Raw genomic sequence first — 13,771 nt, forward strand, 5'->3', positions numbered from 1 at the left:
TCACCTGACGACCTCGTGACTGAAGTGTTATCGATTTCGCCTCTCTAGACGTCATCCTGCAGGGCTCTGAGCACCTCCGTAAAGATTGCATTCAGTATTTCCCGGTAAGGTCCCGTTAGTAAACGTGCGGCGCTGATCGTCTGCTGCACGGATTCCGTTTTGTATCGAGTACGGGTTCCTTATGCGTCTTACGGCTGTATCACTGCTCGTTCTGGCCCTCGCTGCGACTGGATGTACCTCCAGCAGCGATCTGGAATCCGCTGTGCCCGCTTCATCCGGGTCTGCAAAGACGTCCCGTCTGGCTGCAAGAACGGCTCCGCTGGTTCCCGCTGTCGACGTCGGGACGACGGCCGGCATTCCGTCACCACCGCAAAAGCCATTGGCGTGGGGCGGGCCTGTGCCGCAGTCGCCGGCGTTCCGCAACATCGCGCCGGGTCCTTCGGTCGAAGCGCCAGGCAATCCGATGGTCACCACCGTCGGCATGCCGATGCCGGCTCAGCGGCCCGTATCGGCGCTCACTCCGGTTTCCCTGCCCGACATGAGGCCAGGCCTCGGGGTTTCGCCGGGTGGCCGCTCGCGGATCTACAGCCACAGCTTCCGCGATGCCAAACCGATCAATTTCGGCAAGGTCTCGCCACGAAAGATGTCCGTTCACGGCGTCGACGTTTCTCGCTGGCAGGGCGATATCGATTGGGCAAAGCTGCGGACGCAGGGCGCCAACTTTGCCTATATCAAGGCGACCGACGGCGGCGATCATCTGGATCCGATGTTCAAGACCAACTGGCGCAAGGCCAAGGAGGCCGGCGTCAAGCGTGGCGCCTACCACTTCTTCTACTGGTGCCGCGTTGCGAGCGACCAGGCCGAATGGTTCATCCGCAATGTTCCGAAAGATCCCGACGCTCTGCCGCCTGTGATCGACGTCGAATATAACGGCGAGTCGAGCTGCAAAATGCGTCTATCGCGCGCCAAGGTGCTCGAAAAGATGCAGGTCTTCATGGACATGCTGGAGCGTCATTACGGCAAGCGGCCGGTGATCTACACGGCGCCGGATTTCTACAAGGACAACCTGCGCGGCGAATTCCTCAACTACCCATTCTGGCTGCGCGCGGTCGCTCAGCATCCGTCGGTGGTCTATCCCGATCGCAGATGGGTGTTCTGGCAGTATTCCGGATCCGGCCTCTCGCAGGGCGTCGAGGGTAAGATCGATCTCAACGTCTTCCGCGGCGGCGAGGGTGATTGGCATGACTGGGTCGCCCGCAACTGAGGGGATCGACTTCAGACGATAATCGGCGAGCGCCCCGCGTCAGCGTCTGATGCGGGGCGTTTTGCTATCCGGGATATGCAGGTTCCGCTGACGCCATCGCCACTTCGGCTTAGCGCGTCTCTACCTCCGCAGCTGCGGCACCCTCCTGAGCGATATCGATCTTGGCCACGACGGACATGCCGGGCACAAGGCGGTCCGTCAGGGCCTGATCGGTATCGATGGCAATGCGCACCGGAATACGCTGAGCGACCTTGGTGAAGTTGCCGGTCGCGTTGTCGGATTTGATCACGGAGAATTCCGAGCCTGTCGCCGGGGCGAAACGCTCGATCGTTCCCGTGAACGCCTGATGACCCAGAGCATCGACCGTGAATGTCACGCGCTGGCCGACGGTCATGTTCTCCAGCTGGGTTTCCTTGAAGTTTGCGACCACCCAAACGTGATTGGGCACGAGCGAAGCGACCTGTGTCCCAACGGAAACATATTGACCGATGCGGCCGGTCACCTCTCCAAGGGTTCCGTCCTGCGGTGCGATGATCCTGGTGTTTTGCAGGTCGATCCGCGTGAGTTCGACCGCTGCCTTGGCGCTTCCGACGCTCGCTTCCAGCGAACGACGACTGACCACGATCGTGTTGAGGTCCTGTTCAGCCACCAGTTCGGTCGCCTGTGCCTGGTGGAGGCTCGCCTGCGCCTGGTCATAGGCGGCGCGGTTCTTCTCCGACTCGCTTTGGGTGGTGACGTTGTTTTTGAGCAAAGTCTCGGTGCGCTCATAGGTCAGCTTGGCCGCGTTAAGTGCTGCCTGCGCACTTTCGATGCCGGCCTTTGCCGAGACGATATTGGCCTCCGCCGATTTGCGGCTTTGCTCGGAATTGTCGAGCGAAGCTTGAGCGGTGGCGAGTTGCGCCTCTGCCTGTTCGAGCTTCTGGGCATAGATGCGGTCATCGATCTTGACGATCAGATCGCCCTTCTTCACCTTCTGGTAGTCCTGCACCGGCACGTCGACGATGACGCCCGCCAGTTGCGGACTGAGCAACGTCACCTGTCCGCGGACATAGGCATCGTTCGTGGTCTCGACCGTGCCGTGGAAGGGGGGCAGGTTCCAGGCGTAAAGCACGATAAACACGCCGACGATCCCGACGATCAGCGCGACGTATGTGGAAATGGATCTGAAGGCAGCGTTCATAGCTCTGTTCTTTTTCTAAAGTGTATCGAATTGACGGTCAGGCCTGCGTGGAGGCAGACGCATGCGGTATGAGCCGATCGCGGTGGGTCCACGCGAGATGGCATACAAGCATCACGATCGCGCCGATTGCGATCAGGAAAGTCACGTAGAAGGCGTCGTTATAGGCGAGCACATAGGCTTGTTGCTGAACGGCCTTGGCGAAGGTCGTGGTGCCCTGGATCGTGCGCTGGGTCAGATCGGATGTCGACCGCGCGTAGGCGCCGACATACTGCTGGATTCTCGCCGTCACCATCGGATCGGTCGGCAGCAGGCGGGATGTCAGGATCGACGAGTGATATTGCTCGCGCCAGGTGACAAAGGTGCCGAACAAGCCGCTGCCGAGGAACGCGCCGACCTTCTGGGTAAACAGGAAGACGGCGATAAAGCTGATGACGTAGGTCAGGCCCTTCTTCAGCGCGGCGGCAAAACCCACCGCCATGGCCGGCGGTAGAAACAGACCGCTTCCGAATGCGATCATGGCCTGGCTGACATACATCTGTTCGGGACGGGTCAGGACTGTGGATTGGCTGTCCATGTAGCATCCCGCCGCAATCAGGATCAACGCGACGAGGTGGATGAAGCCTTCCCGGCCGGGCTTCATCACAAGCGCGCAGACGAGGCCTGAAATCACGCTGGCAATCAGGATCGCCCAGTAGAGCCCAGCCATCTGTTCGTTGAACAGCCCGAGCTGTTTGAAGAAGTTGATCGCGCCTGTGGATTGCTCGGTCAAAAGCATGCGGAAGACCAGGAGAACGCCTGCAAAATGGATGATCTCGCGAGAGGTGATCCAGCGCACGTCGATGAGGTTTGTCTTGCGGTTGAGTTCGATGATCGTCATCAGAACGCCGGTGACGATCGCGACGACAAGCAGCCAGCCGAGCCAGTCCGCTTCCAACCACCAATACAGGCGGCCCATGGTGAAGACGACGGCAAGGCATCCCATGCTGGTGGCCAGAAGCGCATAACTGACAAAGTCGAGCGGCGCGATCACCTTGGCTCTTGGAGGCGAGGTGAGTGGCAGCAGGAACACAAGGCCGAACACGATCAGTGCGAGGCCCAGTTCCAGAAGGTAGAGGCCCTGAAGGTCGCGCTCGTCGAGCAGCGATGGCGACACGAGACCGGCAATCGGCGTTGCCAGAAGCAGACCGATCAGCGCCAGACAGATACCGATATTCAGCTTCTTCTCCGGCGGAAAGATCTCCAGCATGTAGAGAATTGCGATGGAGGAGACAGGCGCGGCCGCGGCTCCCGCAAAAAACCGGAGGGCAATGGCAACGCTGAGATCGTTCACCCACAGATGTGCCAGGCTGATGATCACGTAAGGGATAATGGCGATTTCGCAGAAGTTGCGGATACCGTATTGCGTCCGGACCTTGAACAGGAACAGACCAAGGCTGGCGTTGGGAAACAGATAGGCGGCCACCAGCCAGGACGCTTCGGTCTGGGTCGCTTCCATCGGGCCGGCAATCTGCTGGAGGTTGGCCGAAATCAGACTTGTGCCTAGGCCCTGCATGACCGCCGCGGCAATCGACGCGAATGCATAGAGGAGCGCAATCGGAAGCGGTTTCGGAACGAAAGCCGGGGGGGCTACAGGCGGCGCAACGGCAGGGGCCGCATCCTGCACAGCTGAGGCGGCCGATCGCCCCGCATCGGGGCTCGCATCTGAATTTTCGACGTCGTCTTTCACGACTGTTGTGTCACGTGATGACATTGAAGCTCTCCAGATCGGCAAGATTGGTGCCGATCGCGTCCAGAAGGTCGTTGGCACGGCGGATATCGTCGTGGTCGAGGCCTGCAAAAATCTGTTTCCGGATCTGGTCCGCGAGGGAGCGCACGAAGTCTGCCTGCTCCTTGCCGTGGGACGTCAGCGAGATCAGTTTCGCGCGTCGGTCGCCGGGATCGGGCCTGCGCTCGATCAGGCCGTTCTGTTCCATGCGGTCAAGCAGCCGGACCAGTGTCGCCTGCTCGAGCTCAAGCTCAAAAGCAAGCTCGGTCTGTGTCATGCTCTGCTTTTTAGTCAGCCGAAACAGCGCACGGGCGCGCGGATAGGTCAGTCCTTGGGCGGTGACCTGCTGATTGAACGCCGTGCGGATTTTCCGGCTTACCTTGGTAAGCGATTCCAGAAAATCAGAGCTTGCGAGATCCTGATCCATAAAAGGTTAGTGTGCTAAGTTTATGATGACCATTAGTTAGCATGCGTACTATTCCGGTTCAAGGTCGAGACCGCCATGTCTGCCGGCTTTAGCAACGCCATTATCGCATTGCGGACCCCGTTCTGCTGCATGGGTCCGAAGTGTCCGCTCCCATACTGACGTGCCTATTCCATAGAAAATGCCGCGCTCTTGGGAAGCGCGGCAGGACTTATCGCTGTATCGCAGAAAACCTGCGGCCAGCACTTGGTGTTAGCGGCAAACCTTCGTTTCTTTGATGATCACGGCACCGTGACGCATCGTCTTGACCTTCTTCACGACGCAACCGCGGCGCTGATGATGACGGTCACGTTCGCGCATTATGCGCGGCGGCGGGGGTCCACGACGGTCGTCGGTAACGATCGTAACGCTCTGAGCCTGTGCAAAAGGTACAAATGATACAGTCGATGTAATAGCAATAGCGGCTGCGATAATAAAATTCTTCACGTTTCCTGCCCTCCTTGATGGCGGACAGTAACGCGAATGTCATCGACTGGTTCCACGCCTTTATATCTTAGCGAAGAAGGCTTTGCCCGCCGTCGACGAAGATCGGCGTCCCCGTGATGTGGCGTGAGCGATCGGACGCGAGAAACAGCACGACGTCAGCAACATCATCACTTTCGCCTGCCTTTCCTCCGGTGATCGGAATTTCACCTGCCGGGAAAACGACAGGGACAGCCGTTTCGTCCTTGCCGCGAAGGCTTGTATTGTCGTCGATGCTTGTCCCGATCGATCCCGGGCAGATCGCATTCACGCGGATCCTGTGCTTGCCAAGTTCGAGTGCCAGTTGCTGCACCATCGCAACCTGGGCAGCCTTGGTGGCCGAATAGGCGGTAGCGCCCGGCGTTGTGAACGTGCGGTTGCCGTTGATCGAGGAGATTACAACGACCGACCCGCCCTGTTTCTTGAGATGCGGCACGGTGACGTGAAAGGATAGGTAGGTGCCGCGCAGGTTGACGCGGATCGTGGTGTCCCACTCGTCCGGTTTCATGTCGTCGATCGGGGCCCAGACGCCATTGATACCGGCGTTGATCACAACGATGTCCAGTTGGCCATAGGCTTCGACCAGATGATCAACCGCTGCTCTCATTGCGGCTTCGTCCGCAACGTCGGCATCCAGCACGAGGGCGTCGCCGCCTCCGGCCGTGATTTCGTCAGCCGTCTCTTCCAGTTCGCTGCGCGTATGGCCGAGAAGCCCGATTCTGGCTCCCGATTGGGCCAGCTTGAGCGCTGCCGCCTTGCCAATTCCAGATCCGGCGCCAGTGACCAGGGCGACCTGCGTTTTCAATTCCATGAGCACATTCCTTGCTGCGACGCGAAAATCAGCGAAGGGCAAACGGCAAACGTAAATCGTGGTTCCCAATCCGGACGTCAAAAGTGACCGCATGCAGAGACCCCGGTCGCCGGCGTCTCTTAATAGGGGCTCTAGGATCAAGGGCAGCGTCCCGCATTCGAGCCCGTCACAGTTCTCGTTAAGGCTCCGCCGGATCCTGCTTTGGAGGAGGGGAACTCCAAACGCGTTTGCGACGTTGGGTAGCAATCTCAGATGGAGCCAACCCATGCGCTTTCGCCGCCCGATCATCGCCTGCATCGCCAGCCTTCTCAGCTTGCCCGTATCGGCACAGGAGTCTTCCTTTCTTCCGACGCTCAAGGGCAGCTGGACCGGCGTTGGCACCGTCGTGACGCGCATCGGCGCAAAGCCGATCAACGTGACGTGCAAATTCGATATGTCGGGTGGGCGCACGGCGTTTTCGATGGATGGCACCTGCCGCGGCCTGCTGGTCGTCCAGCGCAAAATATCCGCCACACTTCAGGAAAGCGGCAATGGCTACCGCGGCACCTATACCGGCCCTTCCGGTCAGCCTTCGACCCTTTCGGGAAGACAATCCGGCAACCGGATCAATCTGTCCGTCCGTTGGGCACGTGTCATCAACGGCGATCGGACTGCCAATATGACAATCGAATCGCGCGGTGCTGGCAGCCTGCGTCTACAGACGGTCGACAAGGATCCGACTACGGGCAAGACCGTCGTAACCAGCAGCATCAATTTAACCCGGTAGGCGCTCGAAAGCGCCTCGCCACGCACCTCGACCGCAGAGCGGGGAAATGAACTTTTCGCTGCACTGCACGTTGTCGTGCGCCATTGATCATTCGGAGAGATAATTTTGGACATCATCCGCATCCTTTTTGCCTTCCTCCTGCCGCCGCTTGGCGTGTTCCTACAGGTCGGCCTCGGCCTCCACTTCTGGCTGAACATCCTCCTCACCCTGTGCGGCTTTCTTCCGGGTATCGTGCACGCGCTGTGGGTCATCCTGAAGAAATAACAGGATCGCGGCGCTTGACGCGCCGTCGCGTCTCACTCGGACTTTCGCGATACTGCGCCCTGTAGCTGCGCGATAAGGCGGAAGCCGAGTTGAAACCGGTCTCGGCGGCTATGTCGGCGATCGTCCCTGAGGTCTCGATGACCCTTCGTCGGGCTGCGTTCAGACGCAGGGCAATATAATGAGTGTGTGGTCCCACACCCATCGTTGTCTGGAACATGTCTTGAAGATGCCGGGCGCTTACACCTACGCGCTTTGCGAGCCTGGTGAGAACCAAGGGAGCATCGACAGTCTCCTCCATCAATCGCACCGCCGCCTGAACTCTGGCGTCGCGTCCCTGTCTGACGGAAGTGACGGCCGAACCATGCTCGCGGTCTAGGCGGTGACCGTATTCATAGAGAAACAGCCTGGACACTTCGAGCGCAAGCGTATGGCCATGGGCCCTGCGGATCAGTTCCAGCATCAGGTCGAGCGTCGGAACCGGTCCGCCTGTCGTAATGCGCTTGCTGTCGATCACGAAGCGGTCTCGAACAAGCTCGACCTCCGGATAAACCAGCGAAAAGGCCTCCAGATCCTCCCAGTGGATGGTTGCACGCGACCCGTTCAGCAGGCCAGCCTCTGCCAGCACGAAGGTTCCGGTCTCAATACCCGCGATCAGGCTGCGATGTCTCGCTGTGCGAGCAAGCTGCGCCTTAAGGTCGTTCGTGACGCTTTTCTTCCAGTCATAACTCGACAAGACGAACAGCGGGTCCGTTTCCCTTGCCGGTCGAAACGCGCCAGCCACCGCGATCGGTATTCCGCATGTCGTGTCGACCGGCGTTCCATCAGGAGAATGCAGTGTCCAGCGATAGAGGTCGCCCCCGGCAATGCGATTTGCAGCCCGCAACGGTTCGATCACAGACGCCAGAAGGATGAGGTTGGTCTCTGGCAGAAGAAGGATATCGAAGTGCTGACTGGGGGCCTTTTGGCTCATTCACCGTAATCCGTGCTGATTGCCGATAGTGTATGAAATGGCTCCGATAATGCAAAGCATTCCATCCGCCTCTCGGTCGTAATACGCTCAATCAGAAGGAGCATATGATGCCGCTTGAGATGAACCGCGAGGTTTTCATAACCTGCGCCGTGACGGGTGCCGGAGATACGACATCACGATCGTCACACGTGCCCATCACGCCGAAGCAGATCGCCGATTCTGCGATAGACGCGGCGAAGGCGGGAGCCGCCGTGGTTCACTGCCATGTGCGCAACCCGGAAACCGGTGCCGCGGCCCGCAATATCGAACTCTACCGGGAAGTGACCGATCGCATCCGCTCGGCCGATGTCGATGTGGTCCTGAACCTCACCGCCGGCATGGGCGGCGATCTCGTGTTCGGCAATGTCGAAGCGCCGTTCCCGGTCAATCCTGATGGAACCGACATGGCCGGCGCGACCGAGCGTGTGGCGCATGTGGCGGAGTGCCTGCCGGAGATCTGCACGCTCGACTGCGGCACCATGAATTTTTCGCTCGGCGATTACGTCATGACCAACACGCCGTCGATGCTGCGCGAAATGGCACGGCAGATGACGGCGCTCGGTGTGCGTCCCGAGATCGAGGCTTTCGATACCGGCCATCTGTGGTTTGCCAAGCAACTCGTCGAGGAAGGCCTGATCGAGGATCCGGTGCTGATCCAGCTCTGCATGGGAATTCCATGGGGCGCGCCCGACGACCTGAACACGTTCATGGCCATGGTCAACAACGTTCCGAAAACCTGGACGTTCTCGGCCTTCTCGATCGGCCGCAACGCGCTTGCCTATCCGGCGGCAGCGGTGCTGGCCGGCGGCAATGTGCGGGTCGGTCTTGAAGACAATCTCTATGCCGGCAAGGGGCAACTCGCGACCAATGCGCAGCTCGTCGAAAAAGCGGTCGGGGTGATCGAGGGCATGGGCGCAAAGATCATCGGCCCGGCCGAGGTGCGCGAAAAACTCAAGCTGCAGAAAAGGTGACCGGCATGAGCAAGATCAAGAAGGCAGCCTGTATCGGCGGCGGTGTCATCGGTGGCGCCTGGGCCGCGCGTTTCCTGCTTGGCGGCATCGACGTTTCCATCTTCGATCCGCATCCCGATACCGAGCGCATCGTCACGGAGGTGGTTGCCAATGCGGAGCGCGCTTATGGCATGCTTACGATGGCGCCGCTGCCGCCTCGGGGAATACTCACGTTCTGCGCGACGCTGGAGGAGGCGGTCGCAGGCGCCGACTGGATCCAGGAAAGCGTCCCGGAACGGCTGGACCTGAAGCGTGGCGTGCTGACGAAAATCGATGCGGCCGCCGATCCGAAGGCGCTGATCGGATCGTCCACTTCAGGACTGATGCCGACGCAACTGCAGCGCGACATGCGGCATCCCGAGCGTATGTTCGTCGCGCATCCCTACAACCCTGTCTACCTCCTGCCGCTGGCCGAACTGGTCGGCGGCGAACGCACAAGCCCGGAGACCCTGCTTCTCGCCCGCGAGCGGCTGGCGCCGATTGGCATGAAGGGCGTGATCCTCAAGAAGGAGATCGAAGCCTTTGTCGGCGACCGTCTGCTGGAAGCCTTCTGGCGCGAGGCGCTGTGGCTGATCCATGACGATATCTGCGATACCGAGACACTCGACGATGTGATCCGCTATTCCTTCGGCATGCGCTGGGCGCAGATGGGACTGTTCGAAACCTACCGCATTGCGGGTGGCGAAGCGGGCATGCGGCATTTTCTGGCGCAGTTTGGCCCCTGCCTCGCCTGGCCCTGGACCAAGCTGACCGACGTGGTCGATCTCGACGACGCTCTGGTCGACAAGATCGCAGCCCAATCGGATGCCCAGTCCGGCGCCTATGGCATCCGTGATTTGGAGCGGATCCGGGATGAAAACCTCGTCGGAATCATGCAGGCGCTGAAGGCCGGCGACGGCGGCAAGGGCTGGGGCGCGGGCAAAATCCTGTCCGAGTTCGAGACGCATCTCTGGTCCGAAGGTGGCGGAAACGGCAAGGGGACAAGCCTGTCCGTCGACACCTCGGCCCCGCTGCGGCTGGTCGATACCAAGGTCAACGCCGCCTGGGTCGATTACAATGGCCACATGACGGAGCACCGATACCTCCAGGTGTTCGGCGACACGTCCGATGCCCTGCTGCGCCTGATCGGCGTCGACTTCGCGTATGTCGAGGCGGGCCACAGCTATTACACGGTCGAGACGCATATCCGGCATCTGGGCGAGGCCAAGCTCGGCCAGGCGATCTACGCCACACTGCAGATCCTGTCCGTCGACGAAAAGCGCGTCCGATTTTTCTCGACCATTCACGACTCGAAGACTGACGGCATCATCGCGACGGCAGAGCAACTGATGCTGCATGTGGATGCAAGCGCCGGCAAATCCGTTGTCGCTCCTCCGGAAGTGATGGCAAAGCTTGCGCCGATTGCGCAGGCGCATGCCAAGCTAACGTTCCCGGACGGGGCAGGCCGCTCAGTCGGGCAGAAAAATTAGCTCAGCGGAAGCGTTAGGCGGCCGGAACAATAACCGCATCTCCTCTGTTTCTGACAACAAGGAGAGATGCGCCATGACCTACGAGTTAAGGGCCGTCCGAGGCGATCAGATCATTCGGGAAAGTTTCCCAACGGCGCAGGATGCCGTCTCTTCGATCGATGCGTTGCGGGGACAGGGGGTGCGGGTGGAAGTAGCCATCGACAGCACCGCAGTCCAGCCTGATACACTGACGGATTCGGAACGGCTGATCATCGTGAAAGAAGGCCGGAGATCCGCGGCAAGCGGCAACACGCTGGACACCTGCCCTTACACGGATGATCTTGACCGTCGCGCGCTTTGGCTGGAAGGATATCAGGATCCGAGCTGATTGATTTTTCTGCCGGACGATCACACGTATCGCAATAAGGCAAAAATCATGCAGATTCGTCCGTTTAGCGCCGGGGACACCGATGAACTTGCGGGACTGCTCGAGGAAATGCAGGACTATTACGGCGTGTTCTGCCCTCCGCGGGACGCAATCGTCGCGGGGGTTCTCAACCGGCCGCTCAATACCGAGATCATCGTCGCCGGAACCAGCCGCGTGATCGGCTTTGCCGCCTTCGCTTCGATCTTTCCCGGTCCCGGCCTGGTGCCGGGCCTGTTCCTCAAAGAGCTTTTCGTCTCAGGTTCCGAGCGGGGCCAAGAGGTTGGTATCAAACTGATGCAGCGGCTTGCAGCGATTGCCGTCGAACGGAAGTTTGGCCGCGTCGATTGGACGGCGGCGCGCACGAACCAGCGGCTTTTGAAGTTCTACGACGACCTTGGCGGCGAGCGGAAGGAAACCCACATCTTCTACCGTCTCGAGGGTGCGAAACTGAACGCGCTGGCTGAACGGAGCTAGCTTAGAAAGCGCCGTCCTATCCAGGAAACACGGAGAGCCAGCACCCTCGCTATGACATTCCTGCCACAGTTTGACCCGCTTTTCCGTTCCGGGCAACTCTTGCTTTGAGCAAAAGAGTTCAGCCGTTGACTTGCAAAAGCCCTCCCGATAATTCCTGATCAAAATAATCATGATTTCTTTTCCGCTTGGTCTGCAGCGGCGGGGCTTCGTGGCAGGAATTTTAGTACGAGGGGAATTTCGCGTGGCGTTTCGGTCAAGACCTTTTCAAGTCAATGGTTTTTCACGGATTTCGATGGGGCGCCGGGTAAGCGCCCAACGGATAGCGCTTCTTTCCAGTGTGGCAATCCTGCTGCCGCTGCAGGCTCTTGCACAGACAGCTGATGCCACCGGCACAACGCTCGCGCCGATTGTGCTCGAAAGCGGTGGCAGTGGAGTGGGTCCCGATGCGACGATCGTTGCCAAGGCTTCCCGTTCCAGCAGCAAGACCGATACCCCTCTGCTCGACGCGCCCGCTTCGGTTTCCGTCGTGACGGAAGAAGAACTGGAAAAGCGCGGCGTCACGACGCTCGACGAGGCTCTGGCCTACACGCCGGGTGTTTCGACCGACATCTACGGCTCCGATAATCGCTACGATCACTATCTGATCCGCGGGTTCTACTCGACCGGCAACGCGACCTATCGCGACGGTCTCCCGATGTACACGGGTGGCGATTTTACGACCAACCGTATCGAACCCTATGCGATGCAGCGCATCGAAGTGCTGAAGGGTTCCAACTCGTCTCTGTTCGGACTGTCGGGACCGGGTGGTATCGTCAATGCGGTGACCAAGCTTCCGCAGGACGAGAAATTCGGCGAAGTCTACACGACACTCGGCGACGGTCATGTCGAGACTGGAACCGATTTCGGCGGCCCGCTGGATGCAGACGGTATCTGGAGCTATCGTTTGACCGGCAAGTGGCAGAATGCCGACGCAGGGATCGACGAGACCGAGGACGATCGCATCTACGTCGCGCCGGCGCTGACCTGGTCTCCGACCGCGGATACGTCCTTCACGCTTCTGATGGACTACAACAAGCGTGACGGCAGCACGTCTCACGGCATTCCGCTCGGCTCCGGCATCGATTCCGAGACCTATCTCGGCGAGCAAGATTTCGACAACATGGACGTAATCGAGAAGAATATCGGTTACCAGTTCCGCCACGATTTCGGCAATGGTCTCGAGTTCCGCCAGAACGCCAGGTACACCAAACTCGATGTCACCTACGAGAGTGTCTACAATTCGGCTGATCCAGCCACGAGCCGGAACGCTCTTGCAGTCTACGGCGAATCCACGCGTTTCCACATCGACAACCAGCTGCAATACGAGGCGAGCTTTGGTGCCTTCGACAGCCGGACGCTGTTCGGCTTCGACTACGGTCGCGACAGCAACGAGGAAATGCGGTTTGACGGTACTGCACTCGGCGTCGGCGATATCCGCAATCCGGTATACTGCGGTCGAAGCTGCGTGTCATTCGGTGCCGGCGTTGCGTCCGAGTCCGATCTCACGACCAAGGGTCTCTATATTCAGGAAGAGCTGACCTACGACGATCGTCTGATCTTTACCGTCGGCGGTAGGTATGACCATGCCGAAACTGAAAGTACCTCCTACGGCACCGACTACGACGCGGTCGACGAGAATTTCTCCAAGCGAGCCGGTGTGACCTACAAGGCCACGAGCGAAGTCTCTGTCTACGCCAACTACTCGGAATCCTTCCTTCCGGTTGCGGCCAATCGCAGCTACTTCATCGGCACCCCTAAACCGCAGGAAGGCAGGCAGTACGAAATTGGCATCAAGTATGAGCCGACCGGCATCGATGCGCTCTTCACGGCGGCGCTGTTCGACCTGACGCAGACCAACGTCGCACAATGGGCACCGGACTATTCGGCTCAGTACCAGGTCGGAAAGATCAACGTTCGCGGTCTCGAACTGGAAGCCAAGGTCGCGCTGTCCAATCGGATCAACTTTACCGCCGGATATTCCTACCTGGATGCAGAGATCGAGGAGGATGTCGACCCCACTCTCGTCGGCAACCGGCCGTATCTCGTTCCCAAGCACATGGCGTCGGCATGGTTCGACTACACGCTTCCCGGCAACGGCGCGCGCGGCGATCTGACGCTCGGCGTTGGCGGACGCCTGGTCGGCAGTTCCTATGCCGATAACGCCAACACGGATCCCGTTCCTTCGAGGGTCCTGTTCGACGCAGCCGTGAAATATCAGATCCGCGACAACGTCGCTCTCTCGGCGAACGTCACGAACCTGCTCGATAAGGAATATATCAGCCAGATCGACGGCTTCAGCAACACCGCCTATTACGGCGATCGCCGTACGGTTCTCGCAACGCTGAAATACACTTGGTAACCGGGCTTC

The 13,771-nt window shown here is 59.6% G+C and carries 14 protein-coding genes; 8 read left to right on the forward strand and 6 right to left on the reverse strand.

The window, feature by feature from the left end; genetic code table 11:
- Positions 1–181: 181 nt before the first annotated feature.
- The gene (locus J3A65_RS01270; RefSeq protein ID WP_062576737.1) at positions 182–1,264 is read left to right on the forward strand and encodes a GH25 family lysozyme; all 1,083 of its coding nucleotides are present in this window, start codon (positions 182–184) and stop codon (positions 1,262–1,264) included.
- 109 nt (positions 1,265–1,373) lie between these two features.
- Here J3A65_RS01270 and J3A65_RS01275 read toward each other — a convergent pair whose 3' ends face one another.
- The 5 genes from J3A65_RS01275 to J3A65_RS01295 form a co-directional block, all read right to left on the reverse strand.
- Positions 1,374–2,444, reverse strand: coding sequence for an HlyD family secretion protein (locus tag J3A65_RS01275; protein WP_209898673.1), 1,071 nt, complete (start codon positions 2,442–2,444; stop codon positions 1,374–1,376).
- Positions 2,445–2,481: 37 nt separating this feature from the next.
- Positions 2,482–4,194 carry an MFS transporter gene (locus J3A65_RS01280; protein ID WP_062454460.1) on the reverse strand — a complete coding sequence of 571 codons (1,713 nt, stop codon included), beginning with the start codon at positions 4,192–4,194 and terminating at the stop codon, positions 2,482–2,484.
- Entirely contained in the window at positions 4,181–4,636 is a 456-nt protein-coding gene (locus J3A65_RS01285; RefSeq protein WP_062454458.1) for a MarR family transcriptional regulator, read from the reverse strand. The genes J3A65_RS01280 and J3A65_RS01285 overlap by 14 nt, the downstream gene beginning before the upstream one ends.
- Positions 4,637–4,885: 249 nt before the next feature.
- Positions 4,886–5,119 carry a hypothetical protein gene (locus J3A65_RS01290; protein WP_209898678.1) on the reverse strand — a complete coding sequence of 78 codons (234 nt, stop codon included), beginning with the start codon at positions 5,117–5,119 and terminating at the stop codon, positions 4,886–4,888.
- Between the two features lie 67 nt (positions 5,120–5,186).
- Positions 5,187–5,966 (reverse strand): SDR family NAD(P)-dependent oxidoreductase, encoded by a 780-nt coding sequence (locus tag J3A65_RS01295; protein WP_062454456.1) that lies wholly within the window; start codon positions 5,964–5,966, stop codon positions 5,187–5,189.
- A gap of 265 nt (positions 5,967–6,231) precedes the next feature.
- On the opposite strand from J3A65_RS01295, the gene J3A65_RS01300 reads away from it, so the two are divergent.
- Positions 6,232–6,732 (forward strand): hypothetical protein, encoded by a 501-nt coding sequence (locus J3A65_RS01300; protein ID WP_113110179.1) that lies wholly within the window; start codon positions 6,232–6,234, stop codon positions 6,730–6,732.
- Between the two features lie 105 nt (positions 6,733–6,837).
- A complete protein-coding gene (locus tag J3A65_RS01305; RefSeq protein WP_082471680.1) occupies positions 6,838–6,996 on the forward strand; it encodes a YqaE/Pmp3 family membrane protein in 159 nt (52 codons plus the stop codon).
- Here the strand turns inward: J3A65_RS01305 and J3A65_RS01310 are convergent.
- Positions 6,980–7,966, reverse strand: a complete 987-nt coding sequence (locus J3A65_RS01310; protein ID WP_209898682.1) for a GlxA family transcriptional regulator — start codon at positions 7,964–7,966, stop codon at positions 6,980–6,982. The genes J3A65_RS01305 and J3A65_RS01310 overlap by 17 nt on opposite strands.
- A 107-nt stretch (positions 7,967–8,073) precedes the next feature.
- Here J3A65_RS01310 and J3A65_RS01315 point away from each other — a divergent pair, with 107 nt between their 5' ends.
- The 5 genes from J3A65_RS01315 to J3A65_RS01335 all read left to right on the forward strand — a co-directional run bounded on the left by J3A65_RS01315 (position 8,074) and on the right by J3A65_RS01335 (position 13,762).
- The gene (locus J3A65_RS01315; RefSeq protein WP_062454994.1) at positions 8,074–8,976 is read left to right on the forward strand and encodes a 3-keto-5-aminohexanoate cleavage protein; all 903 of its coding nucleotides are present in this window, start codon (positions 8,074–8,076) and stop codon (positions 8,974–8,976) included.
- A 5-nt stretch (positions 8,977–8,981) separates the two neighbouring features.
- Positions 8,982–10,484, forward strand: coding sequence for a carnitine 3-dehydrogenase (locus tag J3A65_RS01320; RefSeq protein WP_209898686.1), 1,503 nt, complete (start codon positions 8,982–8,984; stop codon positions 10,482–10,484).
- A gap of 73 nt (positions 10,485–10,557) precedes the next feature.
- On the forward strand, positions 10,558–10,851 hold the full coding sequence (locus tag J3A65_RS01325; protein WP_209898690.1) for an Rmf/CrpP family protein: 294 nt from the start codon (positions 10,558–10,560) through the stop codon (positions 10,849–10,851).
- A 48-nt stretch (positions 10,852–10,899) separates the two neighbouring features.
- On the forward strand, positions 10,900–11,364 hold the full coding sequence (locus J3A65_RS01330) for a GNAT family N-acetyltransferase (RefSeq protein WP_245341390.1): 465 nt from the start codon (positions 10,900–10,902) through the stop codon (positions 11,362–11,364).
- Between the two features lie 292 nt (positions 11,365–11,656).
- Positions 11,657–13,762: a TonB-dependent siderophore receptor gene (locus J3A65_RS01335; RefSeq protein WP_174197389.1), complete on the forward strand. Its 2,106-nt coding sequence runs from the start codon at positions 11,657–11,659 to the stop codon at positions 13,760–13,762.
- The last annotated feature ends 9 nt before the right edge of the window (positions 13,763–13,771 follow it).

The organism is Rhizobium sp. PvP014, from assembly GCF_017876855.1.
Lineage (GTDB): Bacteria > Pseudomonadota > Alphaproteobacteria > Rhizobiales > Rhizobiaceae > Neorhizobium > Neorhizobium soli.